Source organism: Actinomycetospora aurantiaca, from assembly GCF_037401875.1.
Classification (GTDB): domain Bacteria; phylum Actinomycetota; class Actinomycetes; order Mycobacteriales; family Pseudonocardiaceae; genus Actinomycetospora; species Actinomycetospora aurantiaca.
Genome location: NZ_JBBEGN010000010.1, coordinates 111,822 through 135,331 on the forward strand (window position 1 = coordinate 111,822; position 23,510 = coordinate 135,331).

General features: G+C 73.6%; 23 protein-coding genes. 15 read left to right on the forward strand and 8 right to left on the reverse strand.

Annotation, left to right across the window (positions count from 1 at the left end):
- Nucleotides 1-5 precede the first annotated feature (5 nt).
- Nucleotides 6-677: a DUF1707 SHOCT-like domain-containing protein gene (locus tag WCD74_RS19825; protein ID WP_337696596.1), complete on the reverse strand. Its 672-nt coding sequence runs from the start codon at nucleotides 675-677 to the stop codon at nucleotides 6-8.
- 204 nt (nucleotides 678-881) lie between these two features.
- On the opposite strand from WCD74_RS19825, the gene WCD74_RS19830 reads away from it, so the two are divergent.
- The gene (locus WCD74_RS19830) at nucleotides 882-1,256 is read left to right on the forward strand and encodes a hypothetical protein (RefSeq protein WP_337696597.1); all 375 of its coding nucleotides are present in this window, start codon (nucleotides 882-884) and stop codon (nucleotides 1,254-1,256) included.
- Here WCD74_RS19830 and WCD74_RS19835 read toward each other — a convergent pair.
- Nucleotides 1,246-2,565 carry a cytochrome P450 gene (locus tag WCD74_RS19835; RefSeq protein WP_337696598.1) on the reverse strand — a complete coding sequence of 440 codons (1,320 nt, stop codon included), beginning with the start codon at nucleotides 2,563-2,565 and terminating at the stop codon, nucleotides 1,246-1,248. The genes WCD74_RS19830 and WCD74_RS19835 overlap by 11 nt on opposite strands.
- Before the next feature lie 62 nt (nucleotides 2,566-2,627).
- On the opposite strand from WCD74_RS19835, the gene WCD74_RS19840 reads away from it, so the two are divergent.
- From WCD74_RS19840 to WCD74_RS19855, 4 genes are all read left to right on the forward strand, one after another.
- On the forward strand, nucleotides 2,628-3,011 hold the full coding sequence (locus WCD74_RS19840; protein WP_337696599.1) for an SRPBCC family protein: 384 nt from the start codon (nucleotides 2,628-2,630) through the stop codon (nucleotides 3,009-3,011).
- Nucleotides 3,008-3,529 carry a metallophosphoesterase family protein gene (locus tag WCD74_RS19845; RefSeq protein ID WP_337696600.1) on the forward strand — a complete coding sequence of 174 codons (522 nt, stop codon included), beginning with the start codon at nucleotides 3,008-3,010 and terminating at the stop codon, nucleotides 3,527-3,529. The genes WCD74_RS19840 and WCD74_RS19845 overlap by 4 nt, the downstream gene beginning before the upstream one ends.
- 271 nt (nucleotides 3,530-3,800) lie before the next feature.
- Nucleotides 3,801-6,725 (forward strand): glycosyltransferase family 2 protein, encoded by a 2,925-nt coding sequence (locus WCD74_RS19850; RefSeq protein ID WP_337696601.1) that lies wholly within the window; start codon nucleotides 3,801-3,803, stop codon nucleotides 6,723-6,725.
- Nucleotides 6,726-6,881: 156 nt separating this feature from the next.
- Nucleotides 6,882-7,895, forward strand: a complete 1,014-nt coding sequence (locus WCD74_RS19855) for a glycoside hydrolase family 6 protein (RefSeq protein ID WP_337696602.1) — start codon at nucleotides 6,882-6,884, stop codon at nucleotides 7,893-7,895.
- Between the two features lie 87 nt (nucleotides 7,896-7,982).
- Here WCD74_RS19855 and WCD74_RS19860 read toward each other — a convergent pair whose 3' ends face one another.
- The 3 genes from WCD74_RS19860 to WCD74_RS19870 are packed head-to-tail and all read right to left on the reverse strand — an operon-like array spanning nucleotide 7,983 to nucleotide 9,881.
- Complete coding sequence (locus WCD74_RS19860) at nucleotides 7,983-8,840, reverse strand: NAD(P)-dependent oxidoreductase (protein ID WP_337696603.1); 858 nt, start codon at nucleotides 8,838-8,840, stop codon at nucleotides 7,983-7,985.
- Between the two features lie 9 nt (nucleotides 8,841-8,849).
- Nucleotides 8,850-9,422, reverse strand: coding sequence for a peroxidase-related enzyme (locus WCD74_RS19865; protein ID WP_337696604.1), 573 nt, complete (start codon nucleotides 9,420-9,422; stop codon nucleotides 8,850-8,852).
- Nucleotides 9,423-9,440: 18 nt separating this feature from the next.
- Nucleotides 9,441-9,881 carry a hypothetical protein gene (locus tag WCD74_RS19870; protein WP_337696605.1) on the reverse strand — a complete coding sequence of 147 codons (441 nt, stop codon included), beginning with the start codon at nucleotides 9,879-9,881 and terminating at the stop codon, nucleotides 9,441-9,443.
- Between the two features lie 222 nt (nucleotides 9,882-10,103).
- On the opposite strand from WCD74_RS19870, the gene WCD74_RS19875 reads away from it, so the two are divergent.
- The 5 genes from WCD74_RS19875 to WCD74_RS19895 all read left to right on the forward strand — a co-directional run bounded on the left by WCD74_RS19875 (nucleotide 10,104) and on the right by WCD74_RS19895 (nucleotide 14,455).
- Nucleotides 10,104-10,442: a DUF3024 domain-containing protein gene (locus WCD74_RS19875; RefSeq protein WP_337696606.1), complete on the forward strand. Its 339-nt coding sequence runs from the start codon at nucleotides 10,104-10,106 to the stop codon at nucleotides 10,440-10,442.
- Nucleotides 10,439-11,116, forward strand: a complete 678-nt coding sequence (locus WCD74_RS19880) for an NUDIX hydrolase (protein WP_337696607.1) — start codon at nucleotides 10,439-10,441, stop codon at nucleotides 11,114-11,116. Before WCD74_RS19875 ends, WCD74_RS19880 begins: the two co-directional genes overlap by 4 nt.
- Before the next feature lie 110 nt (nucleotides 11,117-11,226).
- Entirely contained in the window at nucleotides 11,227-12,792 is a 1,566-nt protein-coding gene (asnB, locus tag WCD74_RS19885; protein WP_337696608.1) for an asparagine synthase (glutamine-hydrolyzing), read from the forward strand.
- A gap of 61 nt (nucleotides 12,793-12,853) precedes the next feature.
- Nucleotides 12,854-13,684: an aldo/keto reductase gene (locus tag WCD74_RS19890; protein WP_337696609.1), complete on the forward strand. Its 831-nt coding sequence runs from the start codon at nucleotides 12,854-12,856 to the stop codon at nucleotides 13,682-13,684.
- 168 nt (nucleotides 13,685-13,852) lie between these two features.
- Nucleotides 13,853-14,455: a TenA family protein gene (locus WCD74_RS19895; RefSeq protein ID WP_337696610.1), complete on the forward strand. Its 603-nt coding sequence runs from the start codon at nucleotides 13,853-13,855 to the stop codon at nucleotides 14,453-14,455.
- A gap of 20 nt (nucleotides 14,456-14,475) precedes the next feature.
- On the opposite strand, the gene WCD74_RS19900 is transcribed toward WCD74_RS19895, so the two are convergent.
- Nucleotides 14,476-14,859 (reverse strand): HNH endonuclease, encoded by a 384-nt coding sequence (locus WCD74_RS19900; RefSeq protein WP_337696611.1) that lies wholly within the window; start codon nucleotides 14,857-14,859, stop codon nucleotides 14,476-14,478.
- A gap of 97 nt (nucleotides 14,860-14,956) precedes the next feature.
- On the opposite strand from WCD74_RS19900, the gene WCD74_RS19905 reads away from it, so the two are divergent.
- The gene (locus WCD74_RS19905) at nucleotides 14,957-16,603 is read left to right on the forward strand and encodes a glycoside hydrolase family 13 protein (RefSeq protein ID WP_337696612.1); all 1,647 of its coding nucleotides are present in this window, start codon (nucleotides 14,957-14,959) and stop codon (nucleotides 16,601-16,603) included.
- On the opposite strand, the gene WCD74_RS19910 is transcribed toward WCD74_RS19905, so the two are convergent.
- Together WCD74_RS19910 and WCD74_RS19915 are read right to left on the reverse strand one after the other, a co-directional pair.
- Nucleotides 16,600-17,856, reverse strand: coding sequence for a DUF4032 domain-containing protein (locus WCD74_RS19910; protein WP_337696613.1), 1,257 nt, complete (start codon nucleotides 17,854-17,856; stop codon nucleotides 16,600-16,602). The two genes, WCD74_RS19905 and WCD74_RS19910, sit on opposite strands and share 4 nt — an antisense overlap.
- Nucleotides 17,853-18,920, reverse strand: coding sequence for a LacI family DNA-binding transcriptional regulator (locus WCD74_RS19915; protein ID WP_337696614.1), 1,068 nt, complete (start codon nucleotides 18,918-18,920; stop codon nucleotides 17,853-17,855). Before WCD74_RS19915 ends, WCD74_RS19910 begins: the two co-directional genes overlap by 4 nt.
- 200 nt (nucleotides 18,921-19,120) lie before the next feature.
- Between WCD74_RS19915 and WCD74_RS19920 the strand changes: the two genes are divergently transcribed.
- From WCD74_RS19920 to WCD74_RS19935, 4 genes are read left to right on the forward strand one after another with little or no spacing between them, the layout of a single operon-like run.
- Nucleotides 19,121-20,434, forward strand: a complete 1,314-nt coding sequence (locus WCD74_RS19920; RefSeq protein WP_337696675.1) for an extracellular solute-binding protein — start codon at nucleotides 19,121-19,123, stop codon at nucleotides 20,432-20,434.
- Nucleotides 20,431-21,375 carry a carbohydrate ABC transporter permease gene (locus tag WCD74_RS19925; RefSeq protein WP_337696615.1) on the forward strand — a complete coding sequence of 315 codons (945 nt, stop codon included), beginning with the start codon at nucleotides 20,431-20,433 and terminating at the stop codon, nucleotides 21,373-21,375. Before WCD74_RS19920 ends, WCD74_RS19925 begins: the two co-directional genes overlap by 4 nt.
- 5 nt (nucleotides 21,376-21,380) lie before the next feature.
- A complete protein-coding gene (locus tag WCD74_RS19930; RefSeq protein ID WP_337696616.1) occupies nucleotides 21,381-22,214 on the forward strand; it encodes a carbohydrate ABC transporter permease in 834 nt (277 codons plus the stop codon).
- Nucleotides 22,215-22,217: 3 nt separating this feature from the next.
- Complete coding sequence (locus tag WCD74_RS19935; RefSeq protein WP_337696617.1) at nucleotides 22,218-23,462, forward strand: ABC transporter ATP-binding protein; 1,245 nt, start codon at nucleotides 22,218-22,220, stop codon at nucleotides 23,460-23,462.
- Nucleotides 23,463-23,510 lie beyond the last annotated feature (48 nt).

The following is a 23,510-nucleotide window of genomic DNA, read 5'->3' on the forward strand; positions in this document are numbered from 1 at the left end:
TCGGGTCAGCGCCACCACTTCGGGCCCTTCACCTCGACGGACCCGAAGGCGACCTTGCCGGTCACCACGACGTGCGGGCGCCCGGCCGCGGCGCCGGTGCGCCGCTTGTCCTCGACGCTGCCCGCGGTCGCGCTGACCGCGTCCAGCGAGACGCTCGCGCTCTCGGGCAGGCGCAGCTCCACCGAGCCGAGGGTCATGTCCACGTCGATCTCGACGACGTCGTGGTCGATGACCGCCTCGGTCAGGTCCAGCTCGGCCGACCCCAGCCAGCCGTCGATCTCCAGGCGCCGCGGGACCGCCCACGCCCCCTGGCGCTTCACCGACCCGAGCGCGGCGTGCAGCGTGACCGTGCCGCTGGTGTCGCCGCCGGCCCAGGGGTCGCGCGGGGCCCGGCGGCGCTCCCGGGACTCGGCCTCGGTCCGGGCGCGGGCCCGGTCGGGGTGCTCGAGGGGCAGGTCCAGCACCAGGGCGTTGAGCTCCCGGCGGGTGCGGGCGGCGATGGCCAGCCCGGAGCGCCGGTCGAACTCGAGGGTGTCGATCAGGCCGCGGTTCACCGCGTCCTGGAGCAGGCCGACGATGTGCTCGCGGTCGTCGTGGCCCACGGGCAGGTCCGCCGGGGACGGCGGCAGGTCCTGCGGGGTGTCGGTGCTGGTGTCGGTGCCCGTCTGCTCGCTCATGGACCCACCCTCGCGCCCGGACGAGCCCCGCACCTCGGGGTCGGACCCTGAACTTCCCTCCGGGCCCACGGACACGAACGGGTGACGGTCCGGCGCGATCCCCTAACGCCGCCGGACGTCCTCGCGATGCACCCGACATAGCCCGTTCGGCGCAGTGCTCTGCCACCGCCCGCCGAGCTCCGCCTGCTCGTCGAGGAGTCCGCCGTGCCCGTCCCCGCCGCCCGCGGCCCCCGCAGCGCCGCCGCCCGCCAGCACCGCCCGACGCCGCCCGCGGTCCCGGCGGCCCCTGTGGCCCCGGCGGTCCCGGCCGCGCGGCGCTCGCCGGAGGACGCGGCACCGCTCGTGACCCCCCGCGACCGGGCGATCCTCATGGCGGTGGCCGCGGGGCGCTGCACGATGGGTCCGGACCAGGCCGAGGGCCTCATGGTCGACGGCCGCCCGTGCTCCGACCAGTTCGCCGGTCACCGGCTGCTGCGGGCCGGACTCGCCCGGCTGGTCGCCCAGCCGCCCGGGCGGCCGAGCACCGTGGCCCTGTCCCCGGCCGGCATCGCCCTGCTCGGGCTGCCGATCACGGTGTGACGGACCGCCCGGCCGGCGCGCCGGGCACCACCGGCAGGCTCTGGTAGCCGCGCAGGATGCGGGTCGGGCGACGCACGGGCTCGCCGGCCGGCGCGAGGTCGGGGAAGCGCTCGAAGAGGGCGCGCAGGGCGACCTCCCCCTCCATGCGCGCCAGCGCCGCGCCCAGGCAGAAGTGGATCCCGCTGGAGAAGGCCACGTGGTCGCGGGCGTTCGCCCGGCCGACGTCGAACACGTCCGGCCGGTCGAACACGTCCGGGTCGCGGTTGGCCCCGGCGATCACCGTCACCACGAGTGCGCCCGCGGGCACCTCCCGGCCGGCGACCTCGGTGTCCCGACGGGCCCGCCGCGCGGTCCGCGAGACCGGCGACTCGACGCGCAGCATCTCGTCCACCGCGTTCGGCCAGAGGGAGTCATCGGCGGCGAGCCGCTCCCGCTGGCCGGGGTGGTCGAAGAGCAGGCGGGAGCCGTTCGCGATCAGGTTCACGGTCGTCTCGAACCCGGCGGCCAGCACCAGCAGGGCCGTCGAGACGAGCTCGTGCTCGGAGAGCTGCGACCCGTCGTCGTCGGTCGTGGCGACCAGGCCGGAGAGCAGGTCGTCGCCGGGCTCCGCGCGCAGGCGACGGAGGTGGGCGGTCATCCAGTCGTGCAGCGCCGCGACGTTGGACTGCACCGACAGCCAGCGGTGGCGCGGCAGTCCCAGGTCGAGCGCGGCCGCGGCGCCGTCCCCCCAGGCGAGGAACTGCTCGCGCATGGAGGTCGGGATCCCCAGCATCTCCGAGATCACCGTCACCGGCAGCAGGCTCGCGTAGCGGTGCACGAGGTCCACCGGGCCGGACCCGTCCTGCAGGTCCGTCAGCAGCTCGTCGGCGATCTCCTCGGTGCGCCCGCGCAGCGCCGCGACGCGCCGCGCGGTGAAGGCGCGCGTCACGAGGCGGCGGTAGCGGGTGTGGTCCGGGGCGTCGACGGCCAGCATCGACGGCGGGTCGATCGGCCCGGGGTGCGCCGGCGGGCCCGCCAGGCGCAGGGCGAGCCGCACCGGCGCGGGCATGGCGCCGTCCCGGTCGGCCACCCCGAAGTCCTCGCTGCGCAGGACCTCGGTGCACACGGCGTGGTGCACCGTGACCCGGGAGAACGCGCCCTCGGCGAACGGACGGTGCTCCCGCAGGCGCTCGTAGTGGGCGAAGGGGTCGCCCTGCCGCTCGGGGTCGAGCAGCAGGGCCGCGTCGGCGTTGCCCCGGCGGGCCTGACGCGCCACGGCAGCGCGCATGACCCCGTGCGTGGCCGCCCACCGGACGGTGTCCCGGATCATGCCGGCGATGGTACGTCGCGGTACCACGTGCGGCCAGCGCACGGGCGGGTATCTCCGGGACCGTGCGCACCACCGTCGCCGCCCGAGGACCGCTGCCCGCCGACGAGGCGTGGGAGCGCTACGCCGATCTGGACGCCTGGCCGCGCTGGGCCCCGCAGCTCACCGGCGTGAGTGCGCCGTCCCGGCGGCTGGTCCCCGGGCTCGAGGGCGTGGTCCGGGCCGTCGGGGTGGTGCGGGTGCCGTTCCACGTGCTGGCGGTCGACGAGGCGGCGCGGACGTGGTCGTGGCGGGTGCGGGTGGGGCCGGTCCGGCTGGTCCTGCACCACGGGGTCGAGGCCGAGGGGGACGGCAGCCGCACCTGGCTCGTCACCGAGGGACCCGCCGTCGTCGTCGGGCCGTACACGCCGGTGGCCTTCGTCGCGCTGCACTCGCTGGTGCGGCCGTGACGGGAGCCGTCCGGGTCGTGCTCGTCTCGGACACCCACGCCCGGGTGATCCCGCAGCCGGTGTGGGACGCGGTCGCGACCGCCGACCTCGTCGTGCACGCCGGCGACTGGACCGACCTCGCCACGTTCGAGGCGTTCGAGGCCCGGTCGCGGCGCCTGCTCGCGTGCTGGGGCAACAACGACGGCGCCGAGCTGCGGGCGCGGATGCCGGAGGTGGCCCGGCTCGTCGTCGGGGGCCTGCGGCTCGCGGTGATCCACGAGACCGGCGACGCGCGGGGCCGCGAGAAGCGGTGCGACGCGTGGTTCGGGCCGGGGTCCGACGACCCCGCCGACGTGCTCGTCTTCGGCCACAGCCACATCCCCTGGGACACCACGACACCCGGCGGCGTGCGCCTGGTGAACCCGGGCTCGGCCACCGACCGGCGCCGCCAACCCACCTGCACCTTCATGACGGCGTCCGTGCACGACGGCGGGCTGGAGCTCACCCGGCACGATCTCCCGCCGCGCCCCACCGGGTGATCCGACCCGATTTCCGGCACCCGGGCAACGTCCGGGTGTGCTCGACCGTCCCCCGTCACGAGCACGATCAGTGATGCCCGTACCGTTCTCCCGACACCGGGCGCGCGGGGCGGACGCACGACCCACCACGGCGACGACCAGACGACGGGAGGACGGCGACCGGCCGGCGGCTCCACCAGCGGAACCGCGCGCCGAACGCCACGACGACGAGGCCTGACGGACGCTCCCCGAACAGCTCCCCACGGCCCCTGCCTTCGAGACGAAACGGCCGATGACGCTTCTAGCCGAGAGACCTGCCGACGAGGTCGACGAGAGCGAACTCGTCGTCGGTCGTCGCATCCAGGAGTTCTCGCAGCTCGCCGGACCGGTCCGCGAGCTGGACTCCGACGGCCGCGACTACCGCGTCTCCTACCGCGGCGTGGACGCCGTCCACGGCAGCGGCCGCGTCTGGCGTTCCCTGCTCGTCGCCGGCCTGAACTTCGCGTTCGAGGCCCTCTTCTTCCTCTGGCTGCTGCACCCGTCGCACCGCCCCGGGATCGACCCGAACGCCCCGGTCTTCGCGACCTACGCGAACTGGGTCGTCATCGGCTCCATCGGCCTGATGGAGCTGCTGCGCCTGATCAACGTGTTCTCCCTGTCGCTGGCCTCGGTGATCTCCCGCGACCCGGTGCCCGTCCCACCGGTCGCGAACCAGCGCATCGCCTTCCTGACGACGATCGTGCCCAGCAAGGAACCCATCGACGTCGTCCGCGGGACACTGCAGGCGGCCCTGCGCATCCGCTACCAGGGCATCCTCGACGTCTGGATCCTCGACGAGGGGGACGACCCGGCCGTCCGCGCCATGTGCCGCGAGCTCGGCGTCAACCACTTCACCCGCAAGGGCATCGAGAAGTACAACCGCAAGAAGGGCGCCTTCAAGGCGAAGACCAAGCACGGCAACTACAACGCCTGGGTCGCGGAGCACGGGGACTCCTACGAGATCTTCCTGTCCGTCGACCCGGACCACGTGCCGCTGCCGAACTACGCCGAGCGCATCCTGGGCTACTTCCGCGACCCGGACGTGGCCTTCGTCGTGGGGCCGCAGTGCTACGCCAACGACGAGACGTTCGTGACGCGGGCGGCGGAGTCCCAGCAGTTCCCGTTCCACTCGCTGATCCAGCGGGCCGCGAACCGCTACAACGCCGCGATGCTCGTCGGCACCAACAACGCCATGCGCATCAGCGCGCTCAAGGGCATCGGCGGGCTCTCGGACTCGGTCACCGAGGACATGGCGACCGGCCTGAAGTTCCACGTGCGCCGCAACCCGCAGACCAAGGCCCGCTGGAAGTCCGTCTACACCCCCGACGTGCTCGCCGTCGGCGAGGGCCCGTCGTCGTGGGGCGACTTCTTCAGCCAGCAGATGCGGTGGTCCCGGGGGACGTTCGAGGTCCTGCTCACGGAGTTCTGGCGTCGCCTGCCGCTGCTGTCCCCAGGCCGGGCGCTGCACTACATCCTGATCACCACGTTCTACCCGTCGATGGCGATCGGCTGGATCCTCGGCGCGGTCAACGCGGTGCTCTTCCTCGCGCTCGGCGTGCAGGGCGTGGTCGTGCCCGTGCAGCTCTGGCTCGCGCTCTACGTCGACGCCACCGCGTTCCAGCTCTGGGTCTACCTGCGGAACCGACGGTACAACGTCAGCCCCTACGAGGCCGAGGGCTCCTCGGGCGTCAAGGGCATGCTGATGTCGATCTTCGCGTCGCCGATCTTCGCCGCCTCGCTCATCGCGACGCTGCTGCGGCTGCCGGCGAAGTTCGTCGTCACGCCCAAGGGCCTCTCCTCGAGCGCCGACCACATCCTCACGTTCCGGCGCCACCTGCAGTGGGCCGTGCTGCTGCTCGGCGCCATCGTCACGTCGATCTTCATGGGCTACGCGACCCCCGCGGTCCTGCTGTGGCCGGCCGTGGCGCTGTGCGCGTGCCTCGCGCCGCCGGCCCTGTGGATCGTCGAGCGCGTCGTCGGCCGGCAGCCCGTCATCACCGCCGAGCCGACCCGGACGTCCTCGGGCCACACCGGCATCACCACCGAGTCGCTGCAGCGCGCCGCCCTCGACGCGATGATCGCGGAGGGCCCGGCGTCCGCGCCGTTCCGCTCGCCCCTGGTGGGCAAGCTGCCGGAGGGCTGGATCCGCACCGGGGACCGTCAGCCGGTCGGTGCCGGCGTCGCCGCCGGTCCGGGCCCCGCGCCCCGGACGGAGCTCGTCGGCGGACGGGACCCGGGCGGCTCCGGGGACCGGTACCGCGCCCTCCCGCGGGGCTGGGTGCGCCAGGGCGAGCCCGGGCCCGACGCCGCGGCCGGGCCGCCCGTGTCGCCGCCCGTCGGCACGCCCTCGCCCGGGCCGCGCCCCGCGTCCCCCGGACCCCGCCCGACCCCGTCCCGGCCGTCCGGCGACGCCCCGGCCCCGGGCGGTCCGCGCCCGCGTCCGACCCCCGCCGCCGGGCCGACGCCGGGCCAGCCGGTGCCCGGGACGCAGAACGGCCAGCCGGTGCCGGGTCAGCCCGCGCCGGGGACGCCCGCCCCGGGGACGCAGAACGGCCAGCCGGCGCCGCGGCCCGGTGGTCCCGCGAAGCGCCCCACCCCGGTCCCCCGGACCGGCGCGCCCCGTCCGGGTCCGCAGCAGCCGGGACAGCCGGTGCCACCGGCCCCCGGTCAGCCGCCGCAAACCGACCGTCCCGCGGCCGAGGCCGCCCCGGGTCGCCCGCGGCCCGCGACCCCGCCGCGTCCCGAGCCCCGTCCGGACCAGGCCCGGCCAGAGCCGGCCCGCCCGAAGGGGCCGCGGCTGCGTCCCGCCTCCGTCCCGGGGAGCGCCCCCGAGGCCCCGGTGGAGCAGGCGGCGTCGGTGCACCGCAACGAGATCACGCCCCTGGAGCGTCGGGCGGCCACGGGTCGTCCGACGCCGGACGGGGCCGCGGCCAACGGTGCGGCGCGCAACGGCACCGAGGCCCGGAACGGCACGAACGGGACCCGGCACACCGGGTCCTCACCGGTCGGCGGCGACGATGCGGCCGGACACGACGCCGGCCTGACGACGGGCGAGCGCGCGCTGCACGCGTCGACGGTCGCCGTCCGGGTGGTCGCGCTCGCCGCCGTCGCCCCGCCCGCGGGACGACCGGACGACGGGCACCGGCTCCGGCAGCCGGAACAGACCGAGGCGAGCTGAACCGGTCTCCCGCCGTGCGCGGAGACCGACGGGTACCACGGCCGGAGCCGGGGTGCGAGCGGGTCACATCGACGTGGATGGGACTCTGAGCGGCAGGACACGACCGCCCTGGGCGACACCAGCGGCGACGGAGGACACCGGGGGTGGCTCGGCAGGATGTCGGCACGACGGAGGCACATCGCCGCGGGCGCGCTCGCGATGATCGCGGCCCTCACGCTCGCCGGGTGTTCCGGAGGTGGCGGTACCGGCGGCGAGCAGGCGGCACCCGAGACGATCGTCCCGGCGGCCGCCTCGGAGTTCTGGGTGGACCCGGCGTCGACCGCGGCCAAGCAGGTCGACGAGTGGCGCAAGCAGGGACGCACCGCGGACGCCACGGAGCTGGAGAAGATCGCCCGCCAGCCGGTGGCCCGCTGGATCGGCAGCGACGGCAACACCGGTGACGAGGTGCGGGGCCTGGTCGGCCAGGCCAAGGCCGCCGGCCGCACGCCGGTCCTCGTCGCCTACAACATCCCCAACCGCGACTGCGGGCTCTACTCGCAGGGCGGCGCGTCCGACGAGGGTGCCTACAAGGACTGGGTCGGGCAGTTCGCCTCCGGGCTGGGCGGCACGAAGACCATCGTGGTCCTCGAGCCGGACGCCCTGCCGCAGACGCTCGCGAACTGCGAGGGCCAGGGCGAGCAGGAGGGTCGCGAGGCGCTGCTCGCCGACGCGGTCCGCACGCTCTCCCAGGCCGGCGGCGAGGTCTACATCGACGCGGGCAACCCCGGCTTCGTGACCGACACCGGCAAGCTGGCCGACGGCCTGCGCAAGTCCGGGGTGGAGCAGGCGGCCGGGTTCGCGCTGAACGTGTCCAACTTCCAGGACACCGAGGACGTCGAGGCCTACGGCAAGCGGGTCTCCGACCAGCTCGGCGGCGCCCGGTTCGTCATCGACACCAGCCGCAACGGCAACGGCTCGTACGACGGCCCGCAGCAGCCGACCTGGTGCAACCCGCCCGGTCGTGCGCTCGGCACGCCGCCGACCCGCGACACCGGCGACCCGCGGGTCGCGGCGTTCCTCTGGGTGAAGGAGCCCGGCGACTCCGACGGCGAGTGCCGCGGTTCGCCCAAGGCGGGCGAGTGGATGCCCGACTACGCCCTCGGGCTGGCGAAGTCGGCGCGGAGCTCCTGACGACGGGCCCGCGCTCGAACGAAGGGCCCCCTCGCTCGAATAGATCGAGCGAGGGGGCCCTTCGTTCGTTCCCGGGCGGTCGTCGACTCAGGTGCCGTAGCCGTGGACCACGGCCGCCATGTCCTCGGCGCCGTGCCCCGCGGCCGAGGCGGCGGCCAGCCGGTCGGCGACCGCGTCCGCGAGCGTCGTCGCCGTCCCGGCCTCGGCGAGCGCGTCGCGGATCAGGTCGGTGTCCTTGATGACGCCGTCGAGCTCGAACGAGGGCGTGTAGTCCCCGGTGATCATCGCCTTGCCCTTGAGCTGGACGTAGGGCGAGTCGACCGCCTGGCCGTCGACGGCGTCGAGGAACTGCTGGGGGTCCAGGCCGAGACCGCGGGCGAGCGCGATCGACTGCGCCGTGCCGTTGACCATCACGCCGATCCACGCGTTGACGGCGAGCTTGAGCCGGCTCGCGTCGCCCAGGGTCTCGCTCACCCACTGGGTCCGGGTCCCCATCGCGTCGAACGCCGGCGCGACCTTCTCCCGCAGCGCCGACGGCCCGGACGCGAGGATCACCAGCTTCCCGTTCTCCGCCGGCGCCTTCGTGCCGAGCACGGGCGCGTCGAGGACGTCGAGGCCGTGCTCCCGCGCGAACGCCTCGACGCGGCGGGTGCCCTCGATTCCGACGGTGCTGGCCTGCATCCACACCGCGCCGTCGCGCATCGCCGGGGCCGCGTCCGCCATTACCGCCAGGACCGGCTCGACGTCGAACAGCATCGTCACGACGACGTCGGCGTCCGCGACGGCCTCGGCCGCCGTGCCGGCGACGGTGGCGCCGTCGTCGGCGAGCGGCTTCGCCTTGTCCTGGCTGCGGTTCCAGACGGTGACGTCGAGCCCCTCGCGCAGGAGGCTGCGCGCCATGCCGGCGCCCATGATCCCGGTGCCGAGTACTGCCACAGAAGTCATGCCGCAGGGCTACCCCGAGCGCCCCATCGTGAAGAACTCCGGGTTGGGGCGCAGCGCGGTGAGATGTGCCAACCGGTTGGACGCCGCGAACAGGGCCGTGATCGCCCCGACGTCCCAGATCTCGTCGTCGGAGAGCCCGGCCTCGCGGGCGGCGTCGACGTCGTCGTCGGTGAACGACGCCGAGTCGACGGCCAGCGCGAGGGCCAGGTCGACGATCGCGCGGTGCCGCCCGGAGAGCTCGGCGCCGAAGGGGTTGATACCGACGTGGTCGGCGAGCTCGGGGTCCTTGGTCCGCAGCCGCAGGATCGCCCCGTGGGCGACGACGCAGTAGGTGCAGTGGTTCGCGCCGGACGTCGCGACGACGACGAGCTCGCGCTCGGCCTTGGACAGTCCGTCGTCGGAGTCCATGAGCGCGTCGTGGTAGTCCAGGAACGCCCGCAGCTCCCGGGGCCGGTGCCCGAGACCCCGGAAGATGTTCGGCACGAAGCCCGACTTCTCGGCGATCGCCCCGACCCGCTCACGCAGGTCGTCGGGGAGGTCGTCGAGCTCGACGACGGGGAAGCGGCTCACGCGGTCGGCCATGGGGCCGACCCTAGGCACCTACGCGGACGGGCGGAACGTCACGTGGCAGCGGGCGGCGGTGACGTCCTTGATGCGCTGCACCGCGGGCTGGGACTGCTGCTCGAGGCGGGTGAGCGCGGCGCGGTCGATGCGGTTCGGGTCGCCGCGGGTGGCGTCGAGCGACGACAGGGCGCGGTCGTTGAGGTCCTTCACCGTCCGCCAGTCCGCCGCGAGCTCGGGCGGGGCGGTGGCGACGAGGGCGTCCACCTGCCGGCGCGCCGTGGCGCCGGCCACCTGCACGCCGCCCTGCCCGGCCTGCGGCGAGGTCTGCTCGGCCTGCACGCGCACGACCGTGTCGCAGTACGACTTCACCGCGGGGTCGACCGGGGGCGGCCCGGCCGCCTCGTCCGTCCCGCCGCAGCCGGCGAGCAGCAGCGCGCCCACCACGCACCACCCCGCCAGGACCCGCCGTCCCGCCATGGTCGTCCTCCGTGTCCGCCTCGTGACCGACGTCGAGATCGTGGCAGCCGGGTCCGCGCGGTCCGACGCCGGGCCGGGGACGACGGACCGTGAGCGGCCCGACGGGGAGACGGGGCTCCCGTGCGGGAGGGTGGTCGTGTCACAGTGACCCCTGCAGACCGTGGCCACGGGATACGGAGCGTGGCCGGGAGAGCCTCTCGCCGGAGAAGGGACTGGGCCGCCGTGCAGGTGACCGACGAGCACCGTGCGATCGTGCGCCGCTGGTGCGTGGCGCGGGTGCCCGACGCACAGCGCGACACCGTGCAGATCTCCTACTCGGAGCGCGCCGGCCGGATCACGCTGTCCTGCCGGCGAGCCCCGGTGTTCCCCGAGCTCGACACCGAGTGGTCCACGGCCCCCATCGCCCAGCTGCGCTTCGACGTCGCCGACCAGCGCTGGGTGCTGCTCTGGCCGGACTCGGGCGGCCGCTGGCACCGCTACCCGGACGAGACCAAGGCCTCGTCGCCGGCCCCGCTGCTCGACATCGTCGACGCGGACCCGACCGGCATCTTCTGGGGGTGAGCGGAGCGACGGAGGGTCGGAGTGCCGGGACCACGGCGCTCGTCGCCGCACGCGTCGAGGCGTTCTCCCGGGCGTCCCGACGCCGGGTCGACCCGGCCGACCTGCCCGAGGTCCGCTCCCGGGACGGTGCCCTGCGCCCGCCGCGGCGGGCCGCGGTCGCGGTCGTCGTGCTCGACGACCCGCAGCGCGGGCCCGGCGTCCTGCTGACCCGCCGCACGTCGCGGCTGCGTGACCACCCCGGACAGTTCGCCCTGCCCGGCGGCTCGCTGGACCCCGGGGAGGACGAGGTCACCGCGGCGCTGCGCGAGCTGGACGAGGAGCTCGGCCTGGCCCTGCCGACGACGGACGTCGCGGGCCTGCTCGACGACTACCCCACGCGCTCCGGCTTCGTCATCACCCCCGTCGTCATGACGACGGGCGCCGCGCTGGACGAGCTCGTGCCCTCGCCCGACGAGGTGGCCCGGCTCTACCACGTCACCCTCGACGAGCTCGACGTCGAGCCGTACTACCTGGAGATCCCGGAGTCCGACCGGCCCGTGGTCCAGCTCCCGATCGTCGGGCACCGCGTGCACGCGCCGACCGCCGCCGTGCTCCTGCAGTTCACCGAGGTGGCCCTGCACGACCGTCCGACCCGGGTCGACGGGCTCGAGCAGCCGGTGTTCGCCTGGCGGTGACCCGCCCTTGACCGTTAACGATGCGTGACGAGCGCCCCGATCACATGCATGCGCGGGTGCGGCCCGTGTATCAGTGGTCAGGCACCCTGACGAAGGAAGCGTGAGCGCTCGTGTGCGGAATCGTTGCTGCGTACGGTGACATCGACCCCGACAAGTGCGAGCGGATGCTCGCCCGCATCAACCACCGCGGTCCGGACGACTCCGGCCGCGTCCAGCTGGAGCACGCGTGGCTCGGCCACCAGCGGCTCTCGATCATGGACGTGACGGGCGGCAAGCAGCCCATCGCCGACGAGACCGGCTCGGCCCACGTGGTCGGCAACGGGGAGATCTACAACCACTCCGACATCCGGCAGGCGCTCTCGGAGGTGCGGTTCGCCACCGACTCCGACACCGAGTCGGCCTTCCGCCTCGTCCTGCGCGACGGGTCGGCGGCGCTGCACGACCTGCGCGGCATGTACGCGCTCGCGATGGCGCACACCGACGGCCACGGGGTGGTCGCCCGCGACCCGATCGGCATCAAGCCGCTGTACTGGGCCAAGCTGCCCGGCGTCACGCTGTTCGCCTCCGAGCTCCGGGCCTTCGACGAGGCCGACCAGCCCTTCGTCGAGACGTTCCCGCCCGGGTACGTCTGGAGCCCGGGCCAGGACGGCAGCGGGGTGGACGTCGCGGAGGGCACGATGGTCCGCTTCGCCGACGCCGTGCCGGTGCACGTCCGCCCCGCGCGCTACGCCCCGGACAAGGACTGGGACGAGGCCGTGCTCTCGCACGTGAGCATGGTGCTGACCGACTCGGTCCGCCGGCACATGATGTCCGACGTCCCGGTGGGCGTGTTCCTCTCCGGCGGCCTGGACTCGGCGATCGTCGCGGCGGTCGCCGCGAAGGTGGCGGCCGAGAAGGGCGAGACGCTGCCGACGTTCGCGGTCGGCACCGAGGGCAGCGGGGACCTGCTCGCGGCCCGGGCGGTCGCCGAGTACCTCGGGACCGACCACCACGAGATCGTGCCCACCGCGGAGGACCTCGAGGAGGCCCTCGACGAGGCCGTCACGGTCATCGAGCACTTCGACCCGGCCCTCGTGCGCTCGGCGGTGCCGAACCTGCTGCTGGCCCGCGAGGCGGTGAAGCACGTCAAGGTGGTGCTCACCGGGGAGGGCGCGGACGAGCTGTTCGCGGGCTACTCCTACGTCCACGACGACCCGGCGTTCGCGACGCCGGACGCCCTGCAGGCCGAGCTGGTGCGCTCCATCGAGACGCTGCACGAGCTCAACCTGCAGCGCTGCGACCGCACCACCATGAACTACGGCCTCGAGGCGCGCGTGCCGTTCCTCGACGCGACCGTCATGGAGGAGATGCTCGCGATCCCGGCCGAGTGGAAGCTCAAGGGCGAGGGACGGACCGAGAAGCAGCTGCTGCGCGAGGCGTTCCAGGACATGGTCCTCGACGACATCCTGTGGCGCGGCAAGGAGCAGTTCGGCGACGGCTCCGGCGCGGGCGACGTGCTCGCCGCGCTCGTCGAGAAGGAGAAGGCCAAGGAGGACGCGCAGGGCGTCGAGCCGCCGGTGGTCGAGGACGGCTGGGAGCTGCGCAGCGACGAGGAGGTCGCGTACTACCGCACGTGGCACCGGTCGTTCGCGGGCGTGAAGCCGAACGCCACGCTCGGGGCCTTCGCCACGGCCTGATCCCGCCCGATCGACGGCCCGGGTCCGTTCGGAGTCCGACGGACCCGGGTACCCGCCGGTCATGACCGACGTTCCCGGCATCACGCTCAACAGCGGCGCGACCATCCCGCAGCTCGGCTTCGGGGTGTTCCAGATCGACCCGTCGGAGACCGCGGAGACCGTGCAGAAGGCGCTCGAGATCGGCTACCGCCACATCGACACCGCGCAGATGTACGGCAACGAGGCCGAGGTCGGCGAGGGCATCCGGAACTCCGGGATCGACCGCGGGGACCTCTTCGTCACCACGAAGTGCAACAACTCCAACCACGGCCGGCTGGACTCGCAGAAGGCGCTCGACGAGAGCCTCGAGAAGCTGGGCCTGGACTACGTGGACCTGTACCTCATCCACTGGCCGCTCCCGGGCAAGGACCTCTACGTCGACACGTGGAAGGGCTTCGAGGAGGCCGCCGCCGACGGCAAGACGCGCTCCATCGGCGTCTCGAACTTCCAGGAGCACCACCTCGAGCGGCTCTTCGCCGAGACCGAGACCGTCCCCGCGGTCAACCAGATCGAGCTGCACCCGCACCTGCAGCAGATGGCGATGCGCTCGGTCGACCAGCGCCACGGCATCGCGACCGAGGCCTGGAGCCCGATCGGCCAGGGCAAGGGCGTGATCGACGAGCCCACCATCGAGGGCATCGCGAAGAAGCACGACAAGAGCGGCGCGCAGGTCACGCTGCGCTGGCACGTCCAGCTCGGCAACATCGTCTTCCCGAAGTCGGTGACGCCGTCGCGCATCCAGGAGAACTTCGAGCTCTTCGACTTCGAGCTGTCCGACGAGGAGATGTCCTCGATCGGCGAGCTCGAGCGCGCCGAGCGGCTGGGTCCGGACCCCGACCAGTTCGACCGCTGAGACCTCTCCTCCTCGCACACTCCCTCGTCGAGGAGGACGCATGAACGGCCCGGGCACCGCCGTCGCCCCCACGGCGGTGTCCGGGCCGTCGCACGTCCGGGGCACCTCCCGGTGCCAGCAATGCGTCACTGCTTGCACTGGACGCCAGAGAAGCCACACCGTGGGCTCATGATCACGAGCGCTGAACTCCGTCACCGGCACGCCGAGGTCTGGGACGCGGCGGTCGGGCACCGGTTCGTCGACGAGCTCGGCGCCGGGACGGTCGACGACGCCGTGCTGGCGCGGTACCTGGCCCAGGACGCCCTGTTCCTCGACGCGTTCGTCGCCCTGCTCGGCGCCGCCGTGGCCGCGGCCGACCGGCCCGGGCCGCGGATGGTCGTGGCGCGCCAGCTCGGGCTCGTGGCCGGCGACGAGGACGACTACTTCGCCCGCGCGCTCGCCCGGCTCGGCGTCGACGCGCCGGCCGAGCCGCTGGCCCCGACGTCGGGCTTCCTCGCGCTGATGGACGGCTCCCGCCGCTCGGCCGACTACGCGACGGCGATGACGGTGCTGCTCGTCGCGGAATGGCTCTACCTGGACTGGGCACAGCGGGTGGGCGACGAACCCGCCGACTGGCTGTACGCCGAGTGGATCGCGCTGCACCGCGGGCCGGCGTTCGCGGCGTGGGTGGCGTTCCTGCGGGCGGAGGTCGACCGGGTGGGCGCCGACGAGCAGGCGTTCGCGCGGGCCGTCGAGCTCGAACTCGCGTTCTTCGACGCGGCGTACGGCTGACAGCCGCACCCGGTCGGAGCTCAGGCGGCCCGGTCGAGCCGCTTCGCCAGACGGCGGAGCTGGGCGTCGAGGTGCGGGCGGGCCCGCCGCTGACCGCCCCGCTCGGCGATGGCGGCGGAGAGGTCGTCGAGCACCCGGACCAGTCGGTCGACGTCCGGGGCCCACCCGCGACGTTCGCACTCCTCGAGCCAGTCCACCGCGCCCCGGTGCCCCCGCTCCCCGTTGCACCGCCGGCAGGCCGCGACCTCGTTCTCCAACCACGACGGCCCGCCCTTGACCTTCGGGATGACGTGGTCGGTGGTCGCGACGACGCGCTCGTCCAGCGGGCGGCCGCACCAGAGACAGGTCGACCCGTCGCGCGCGTGGGCCGCCGCCAGACGTGCTGCTCGACCGGGCTGTCGCATCGCCCGCCAGCATGCCGCGCGATGGGGAAGATCGCCCGGTCCGAGTCGCTGCAAGCGCTTGCGGTCCCTGGGGGCGGGGTCCGTACGCTGGGGCAGCGTGACGCCTGATGCGCCCGAGAGTCCCTGGTGGCGGGACGCCGTCATCTACCAGGTCTACATCCGCAGCTTCGCCGACGGCGACGGCGACGGGATCGGCGACCTCGCCGGCCTGCGCGACCGCCTGCCCTACCTGCGTGACCTCGGGGTCGACGCGCTGTGGATCAATCCCTGGTACGCGTCCCCGCAGGTCGACGCGGGCTACGACGTCGCGGACTACCGCGCGATCGAGCCCGCCTACGGGACACTCGCGGACGCCGAGAAGCTGATCACCGACGCCCACGAGTACGGGCTGCGGATCATCCCGGACATCGTCCCGAACCACCTCTCCGACCACCACGCGTGGTTCGTCGAGGCCCTGGCCGCCGGCCGCGGGTCGCCCGCGCGGGAGCGCTTCGTGTTCCGCGAGGGCCGCGGCCCGGACGGCGCGGAGCCCCCGAACAACTGGAACTCCCACTTCGGCGGTCCGGCCTGGACGCGGGTCGAGGACGGCCAGTGGTACCTGCACCTGTTCGCGCCCGGCCAGCCCGATGTGAACTGGGAGAACGACGAGGTCGCCGCCGAGTTCGAGGCGGTCCTGCGGTTCTGGTTCGACCGCGGGGCGGACGGGTTCCGCATCGACGTGGCGCACGGCCTGGTCAAGGACGTCGACCTGCCCGACCTCTCCGACCCGGACGACGTGGGCGGCTACTCCGCGGGCCCGGGGCAGCACCCCTACGTCGACCGCGACGCCGTCACCGACGTCTACGAGTCGTGGCGGCGCATCGCCGACTCCTACGACGGTGCCCGGATGTTCGTCGCCGAGGCCTGGACGCCGAGCCCGGAGCGCCTCGCGCGCTACGTCGAGGCGGGGCGGCTGCACACGGCGTTCAACTTCGACTACCTGGTCGCCCCCTGGGACGCGGCCGCGCTGCGCGAGTCGATCGACGTCACCACCGGCTACCTGCACGCGGTCGGCGCCCCGGCGACGTGGGTCCTGGAGAACCACGACGTGGTCCGCACGCCCAGCCGCTACGGCCGGCCCGCCGTCGAGCGGCACGGCAACGTCACCTTCGACGAGTCCGACCCGGTCGACGTCGAGCTCGGCACCCGCCGGGCCCGGGCCGCGTTCCTGCTCTACTCCGCGCTGCCCGGCGGCCTGTACGTGTACCAGGGCCAGGAGCTGGGCCTGCCGCAGGTCGACGACATCCCCGAGGCGGCCCTGCAGGACCCGACCTGGGAGCGCTCCGGCCACACCGACCGCGGCCGGGACGGGTGCCGGGTGCCGATCCCGTGGACGGCCGCCGGGTCGTCGTTCGGGTTCGGTCCCGACGGCGGGGGCTCCCCCTGGCTGCCGCAGCCGGACTGGTTCGCCGACTACGCGGTCGACGTCGAGACCGGGCGGGACGGTTCGTTCCTCGAGCTCGCCCGCGCGGCGCTCGCGACCCGCCGTCGGCACCCGGCGCTGGGGGAGGGCGACCTGGACTGGGTGTCCGCCCCGGGCGACGAGGTGCTGGTGTTCCGCCGCTCGCCGGCGTTCTGCTGCGTCGTCAACCTCTCGGCCGACCCCGTCGACCTGCCCGACCACGACGGCGTGCTGCTCGCCAGCGGCCCGCTCGACGGCGGGCGGCTCCCGGCCGACACGGCGGTCTGGCTGGCCGCGCACTAGGGGTCGGGCCCGACCACCGGGAGGTCGTGGGCGGTGTCGGCGACGAGCGCGCGGGCGGCGGAGTCGGTGGGGGCCTTCTCGGCGAGGGCCTCCAGCGCGGCCGCGGTGCCGACGTCGTGCCCGGCGGCCTCGGAGAGCAGCCACCGCACCTCCAGCAGGTCGCACCACGCCTGCACGGCGGTACCCACGTGCCCGACGGCCGCGTGGGCCCGCCGCATGCCCGGCGTCAGGACGTCGTGCAGCCAGCTCGGGGCGGCCTCGTCCTCGGACACCGCCCGCCCCTGCTCGCGTGCCAGCGCCCCGCGGTGGGCCTGCAGGTCCGCGAGCAGGACCCGGGCCTGCCCCTCCCCGACGTCGAGCCCGGTCAGCTCGCGCAGGCGCTGGGCGTGGAAGCGGCGGTCGCCGACACCCACCCGGAGCCGCACCCCGCCGCCGTCGACGGGGGCGAGCGTGACCTCGTCGACGACGAAGCCGAGCTCCTCGAGCCCGCGCACGGTGCTCTCCACCCGGTAGCGGTCGGAGAACGCGAACTGCGGCTCGGCGTGCAGCGCGTCCCACAGCGCCCGGTAGCGCTCCGGGACCCCCAGGGCCTCCTCGATCAGCCGCGGCTCGATCTCCGGGGGCCGGCCCAGCTCGGCCGCGACGTCGATCAGCCCGGACGCGACGTTCTCGACGAGGATGTCCAGGTCCATCTGCCGCTGCCCGTCGGAGAGCGACCCGTGGATCTCGGTGGTCTCGGCGTCGACGAGCTGCGCCGCGAGCGCCTGCCCGTCGCGGGAGAACAGCGTGTTGGCCAGCGAGCAGTCGCCCCAGAACACGCCGTGGCGGTGCAGTTCGACCAGCAGGCCCGCCATCGCGTCGAGCAGCCGCGCGCGGTGCACGGCGCGGTCCGGGGGCAGGCGGGCGAACAGCCGGCGGTACTGCCAGGAGCCGGTGAGGAAGCGGGTGACCAGCACCGCCGAGTCCTCCGGGACCGACCGGACGACCAGTCCTGCGGCGCGGACCGCGGGGAGTCCCATCGCCTCCATCCGCCGCAGGGCGGTGTACTCCTTGTCGGCCAGGCGGACGGGGAGCTCCTTGAGCGCCCACAGGACGCCGTCGGCGACGACGAAGCGCACGAGGTGCCGGCTCGGCCCGACCGGGAGCTCACGCAGCGCGACCTCGGCCGGGTCCCAGTCGCGCAGCGGTACCTCCCACGGCAGGCCCAGCAACTGCGGGCCGGGCCGGCGCAGGCGCAGCTCCGGGTCGCTCACGTCTCCGCCCGCCCTGCTGCCCCCGGCGGGGCCGTCGAGCCGCGCAGGACCAGGTGGGTGGGCAGCACCTGCGAGGGGGGCGGGTCGCCGCCCGCGAGCAGGACCCGCACCATCCCCCCGGCGACGACGCCCTGCTCGTGCACCGGCTGCGCCACCGTCGTCAGGTCGAGCAGGCCGGCGAGCGGGTGGTCGTCGATGCCGACCACGGAGATGTCGTCGGGCACCCGCAGCCCGGCCCGCTGCACCGCGCGCACGGCCCCGGCCGCCACCTCGTCGGAGTAGGCGAACACCGCGGTCGGCGGCCGGCGCAGGCCCAGCAGGCGGCCCATCCCCTCGGCCCCGCCCGCCGGCCCGAACGGGACCCGGACGACGAGGTCCGGGTCGTCGGGCACGCCGGCGTCGGTGAGCGCGGTCCGGTACGCGCGGGAGCGGAGGTCGGGGCCGCGGTCGGCGGGGTCGGCGGTCGCGAGCATCCCGATGCGCCGGTGCCCGAGGTGCACGAGGTGGTCCACGGCCTGGCGTCCGGCACGCAGGTCGTCGACGGTCACGGACGGGAACGGCTCGCGCGGGCCACCGGCGGACACGATCGACACCCCGAGCAGCTCGAGGCGGCGCTGCTCGACCTCGTCGACCTCGAAGCCGACGACGACGGCCGCGTCGACGCGCCGTCGGGCCGGCAGGTCCTCGAAGAACGCGCGGCGCCCGGCGACGTCGCCGACCAGGAACAGCAGCTGGTCCACGCCCGCCCCGCCGTCGGGGTCGCCGTCGCGCAGGCCCACCTCCAGGCCCTCCAGCAGGCGACCGAAAAACCACCGGGACAGGTGCGGCACCACGACCGCGACGCGGGCCCGCGAGCTGCGCCCGGCGAGCCGGGAGGCGTCCGGCGAGACCACGTAGTCGAGCCCCGCCGCGGCGGCGAGCACCCGCTCCCGGGTGGCCGCGGCGACCTGCGGGTGGTTGTTGAGCGCCCGGGAGGCGGTGGACAGGGACACGCCCGCGAGCCGGGCGACGTCGTCGAGTCCCGCCCGCCCGTCTCCGCCGGCCCGCCCACCATGGTGAACCACGTCACTGAGCCTAGAGGGCCCCGCAAGCGCTTCCGGATCGATCATCATGCTCATCGCCCTGTGCGCCGGGCCCGGTGCACGGGGTGACGGAAGGGGTCCCGTGTGCCGTATGGGCCCTTGACACCTGAGACCTGGGTCACCAAAGTTCGACCGCAAGCGCTTTCACGACGGCGGGACGACGGCTGCGAGGAGAGACGGTGATGCGCCTCCAACGGTGGCGGCGGAGACGATCCGGGGCGGCCGCGGCCGTGCTGGTCGCGTCCGTGCTGGCCCTGCTGGGCGGGTGTGCGAGCGGGCCGGCCGGTCCGCCCACCCTGACCTGGTACATCAACCCGGACGACGGCGGGCAGGCGGAGATCGCACAGCGCTGCACCGACGCCGCGGGCGGGCGCTATCGGATCGTGACCTCGACGCTCCCGCGCGAGTCCTCCGACCAGCGCCAGGAGCTCGTGCGGCGGTTGGCGGCCAACGACTCGTCGATCGACATCATGAGCCTCGACCCGCCCTACATCCCGGAGTTCGCCGAGGCGGGCTTCCTCGCCCCGATGCCGCCGTCCGTGGCCGCGCGCGCGACCGCCGACGTCGTCCCCTCGGCCATCGAGGGCGCGTCCTGGCAGGGTCAGCTCGTGACGGTCCCGTTCTGGGCCAACACGCAGCTGCTCTGGTACCGCAAGTCGCTGGTCGCGGACATGGGCCTCGACCTGTCCCGGCCGGTGACCTGGGACCAGATCATCGACGCCGCCGCCGCGAAGGGCACGAAGGTCGCCGCCCAGGGCCGGCGCGCCGAGTCGCTCATGGTGTGGACCAACGCCCTCATCCGCTCCGGCGGGGGACAGATCATCACGAACCCGGGCGAGGCGAACCCCAAGCTCGTCCAGCTCGGCCTGCTCGACCCGCCCGCGGTGGACGCCGCCCGCATCATGCGCAAGCTCGCGACCTCCCCGGCGGCGGTGCCCGCCTTCTCGACCAGCGACGAGGACACCAACTCCGAGTCGCTGCAGAACGGCGAGGCCGCGTTCATGGTCAACTGGCCCTTCGTGTGGTCGAAGGTGACCAGCGCGGTGGAGGACGGGTCGGTCCAGCCGAACGTGCCGCCGGACTACGGCTGGGCGCTCTTCCCGCAGACCCGGCCCGACCTGCCGTCCGCGCCGCCGTACGGCGGGATCAACCTCGGCGTCGGGCACGCGAGCCTGCACCCCGATCTCGCCTACGACGCCACCGGCTGCATCACGAGCGCGCAGAACACCGCCTACTACTTCGAGAGCAACGGCAACCCGTCGGCGCGCTACGCCAGCTACTCCGACCCGGCCGTCCTCGCGAAGTACCCGATGGCGCCGGTGATCCTGCAGTCGCTGACCCAGGCCAAGCCGCGCCCGCAGACCGCGTACTACGCCGAGGTGTCCGGCGGTCTGCAGCGCACGTTCCACCCGCCGGAGGCGATCGTCCCCGGTCCGACCAACCAGGCGGCACAGGACCTGATCCTCGGCGTGCTGCGGAAGGACAGGCTGCTGTGACGACCACCGTCGACCGACCAGCCGCCCCGTCGGCCCCGAAGCACGCGGCGAGCGACAAGTCGCGCTCCGAGGCCCGCCTCGCCTGGATCCTCGCCGGACCGGCCTTCGCGGTGATGCTGCTCGTCACCGCCTACCCGATCCTGCAGGCGTTCTACGAGTCGCTGTTCGACTACCGCCTCACAGACCCGGCGAACCGCTCGTTCACCGGGCTGTCGAACTACGGCGTGATCCTCACCGACCCGGTCTGGTGGGACGCGTTCGGCGTCACCGTGCTGATCACGGTGGTGACGGTGGCGGTCGAGCTCGTCCTGGGGTTCGCCCTCGCGCTGGTGATGGTGCAGGCGCTCAAGGCACTGCGTCCGATCCTGCGCGCCGCGATCCTCATCCCCTACGCCGTCATCACGGTGGTCTCGGCGTTCGCGTGGCAGTTCGCGTTCGCGCCGGACTCCGGCTTCGTCAACTCGTGGTTCTCCTTCCTCGGGCTCGCCTCGGACACCGACTGGTTCGGCAGCCCGGGCTCGGCGATCTTCGTGATCTGTCTCGCCGAGATCTGGAAGACCACGCCCTTCATCTCGCTGCTGCTGCTCGCGGGCCTCGCCCAGGTCCCGGAGGTGCTCCAGGAGGCCGCCAAGGTCGACGGCGCCACCTGGTGGCAGCGGATGCGCAAGGTGACGATCCCGAACATGAAGGCCGCGATCATGGTCGCGCTGCTGTTCCGCACCCTGGACGCCTTCCGCGTCTTCGACTCGGTGTACGTCATGACGGCGGGCGCGAACGGCACCGAGGTGCTCTCGTTCCTGGCCTACCGCCAGACGATCGCGCGCCTGGAGATCGGGCTCGGGTCGGCGGTGTCGGTGCTGTTGTTCATCTCGGTCGTCCTGATCTGCGCCCTGTTCGTCAAGGGCTTCAAGGTCGACCTGTCCCAGGCCCGAGGGGAGTGAGCGCGATGTCCACACGGGAGAAGATCGGCTGGGGGATCGGCGGCCTGCTGATCGTCGTGTACTGCCTGTTCCCCATCGCCTGGATCGTCTCGCTGTCGTTCAAGTCGTCCTCGGACATCTCGAACGGCCAGTTCCTGCCCACGACCGCGACGTCGGAGAACTACGACACCATCCTCACCGGGGACGCGGCGGAGCTGTTCCTGCCGGCGCTGCGCAACTCGTTCGGGATCTGCCTGATCGCGACGGCGCTCGCCTGCCTGCTCGCGATGTTCGCGGCGTACGCGATCGCACGGCTCGACTTCCGGGGGAAGAAGCTCATCCTGTCGACCGCACTCGCCGTCGCGATCTTCCCGGTGATCTCGATCGTCACGCCGCTGTTCAACCTGTGGCGCGAGATCGGGCTCTACGACACCTGGCTCGGGCTGATCCTGCCGTACCTGTCGCTGACGCTGCCGATCTCGATCTGGACGCTGTCGGCGTTCTTCCGCGAGATCCCGTGGGAGATGGAGCAGGCGGCGCAGGTCGACGGGGCGACGCCGTGGCAGGCGTTCCGCAAGGTCATCGTGCCGCTCGCGGCGCCCGGGGTGTTCACCACCGCGATCATCGCGTTCTTCCTGGCCTGGAACGACTTCGTCTACGGCATCTCGCTGACCTCGACGAGCGCGTCCCGGCCGGTGCCGGCCGCGCTGGGCCTGTTCACGGGTGCCTCGCAGTTCGAGTCGCCCACCGGGCCGATCGCGGCCGCGGCGGTCATCGTGACGATCCCCGTGGTCGTCCTCGTCCTGATCTTCCAACGGCGCATCGTCGCCGGTCTGACCAACGGCGCCGTGAAGGGATAACCAATGGCCGCGATCGAGATGAGCCACATCGTCAAGCGCTACGGCGACGGCTTCCCCGCCGTGAACGACGTGTCGCTGGACATCGCCGACGGGGAGTTCATGATCCTCGTCGGGCCGTCGGGGTGCGGGAAGTCGACGCTGCTGCGGATGATCGTCGGGCTGGAGGACATCACCTCCGGCGACATGGTCATCGGCGGGACGCGCGTCAACGACAAGGCACCGCGCGACCGGAACCTGTCGATGGTGTTCCAGAACTACGCGCTCTACCCGCACCTGTCGGTGTACGAGAACATCGCCTTCCCGCTGCGGCTGGCGAAGGTCCCCGACGACGAGGTGCGGCGCAAGGTCGAGGAGTCCGCGAACATCCTCGAGCTCCACGAGCACCTGCAGCGCAAGCCCGCGAACCTCTCCGGCGGCCAGCGCCAGCGCGTCGCGATGGGCCGGGCGATCGTGCGGCAGGCGGACGCGTTCCTCTTCGACGAGCCGCTGTCCAACCTCGACGCCAAGCTCCGCGGCCAGATGCGCGCCGAGATCGCCCGCCTGCAGCGCCGGCTCGGGATCACCACGGTCTACGTCACCCACGACCAGACCGAGGCGATGACCCTCGGCGACCGCGTCTGCGTGCTCAAGAAGGGCATCATCCAGCAGGTCGCGTCCCCCCGGGAGCTCTACGAACAGCCCGCGAACCTCTTCGTCGCCGGCTTCATCGGCTCGCCGCCGATGAACTTCCTGCCGGCGTCGGCCTCCGGCGGGAAGCTGGACACGCCGTTCGGGTCGATCCAGCTGGACGAGACGCGGGCGGCGAAGGTCGGCGACCGCGACCTCGTGCTGGTCGGGGCCCGGCCGGAGTTCTTCGAGGACGCGTCGCTGGTCGACGAGGCGCTCCTCGAGAAGGGCGCCCGGTTCACCGCGCAGGTCGACGTGACCGAGTGGCTCGGCGACTCGCAGTACGCCTACCTGCCCTACGAGTCGTCGCCGGCGGCGGCGGCGAAGCTCAAGGAGCTGGCCCAGGAGCTCGACGGCGACCAGCTGCGCACCCAGGCGATCGTGTCCATCGACTCGACCTCGCGCATCCGGGAGGGCGGCGAGTCCGAGTTCTGGTTCGACACCCGCAAGATCCACGTGTTCGACCCGCAGAGCGGCGAGAACCTCACGCGCGACCCGGAGGCGGGCGCCGAGCTCACCCGCCGGGCGAGCGAGGACCGCAAGGCGCAGGTGGAGCGGGCGCGGGCGAAGGCGTCCGCGTAGCGGGCGGTCCCTCCCGCCCGACACGGCGTCGGAGAAGAATCTCCGGCG

Coding starts and splice junctions, on each gene's coding strand:
- WCD74_RS19935 (WP_337696617.1), top strand. CDS start 22,218: ATGGCCGCGATCGAGATGAGCCACATCGTCAAGCGCTACGGCGACGGC.
- WCD74_RS19930 (WP_337696616.1), top strand. CDS start 21,381: ATGTCCACACGGGAGAAGATCGGCTGGGGGATCGGCGGCCTGCTGATC.
- WCD74_RS19835 (WP_337696598.1), bottom strand. CDS start 2,565: ATGATCCGGGACACCGTCCGGTGGGCGGCCACGCACGGGGTCATGCGC.
- WCD74_RS19870 (WP_337696605.1), bottom strand. CDS start 9,881: ATGGCGGGACGGCGGGTCCTGGCGGGGTGGTGCGTGGTGGGCGCGCTG.
- WCD74_RS19860 (WP_337696603.1), bottom strand. CDS start 8,840: ATGACTTCTGTGGCAGTACTCGGCACCGGGATCATGGGCGCCGGCATG.
- WCD74_RS19865 (WP_337696604.1), bottom strand. CDS start 9,422: ATGGCCGACCGCGTGAGCCGCTTCCCCGTCGTCGAGCTCGACGACCTC.
- WCD74_RS19855 (WP_337696602.1), top strand. CDS start 6,882: ATGTCGGCACGACGGAGGCACATCGCCGCGGGCGCGCTCGCGATGATC.
- WCD74_RS19825 (WP_337696596.1), bottom strand. CDS start 677: ATGAGCGAGCAGACGGGCACCGACACCAGCACCGACACCCCGCAGGAC.
- WCD74_RS19895 (WP_337696610.1), top strand. CDS start 13,853: ATGATCACGAGCGCTGAACTCCGTCACCGGCACGCCGAGGTCTGGGAC.
- WCD74_RS19900 (WP_337696611.1), bottom strand. CDS start 14,859: ATGCGACAGCCCGGTCGAGCAGCACGTCTGGCGGCGGCCCACGCGCGC.
- WCD74_RS19890 (WP_337696609.1), top strand. CDS start 12,854: ATGACCGACGTTCCCGGCATCACGCTCAACAGCGGCGCGACCATCCCG.
- WCD74_RS19920 (WP_337696675.1), top strand. CDS start 19,121: ATGCGCCTCCAACGGTGGCGGCGGAGACGATCCGGGGCGGCCGCGGCC.
- WCD74_RS19850 (WP_337696601.1), top strand. CDS start 3,801: ATGACGCTTCTAGCCGAGAGACCTGCCGACGAGGTCGACGAGAGCGAA.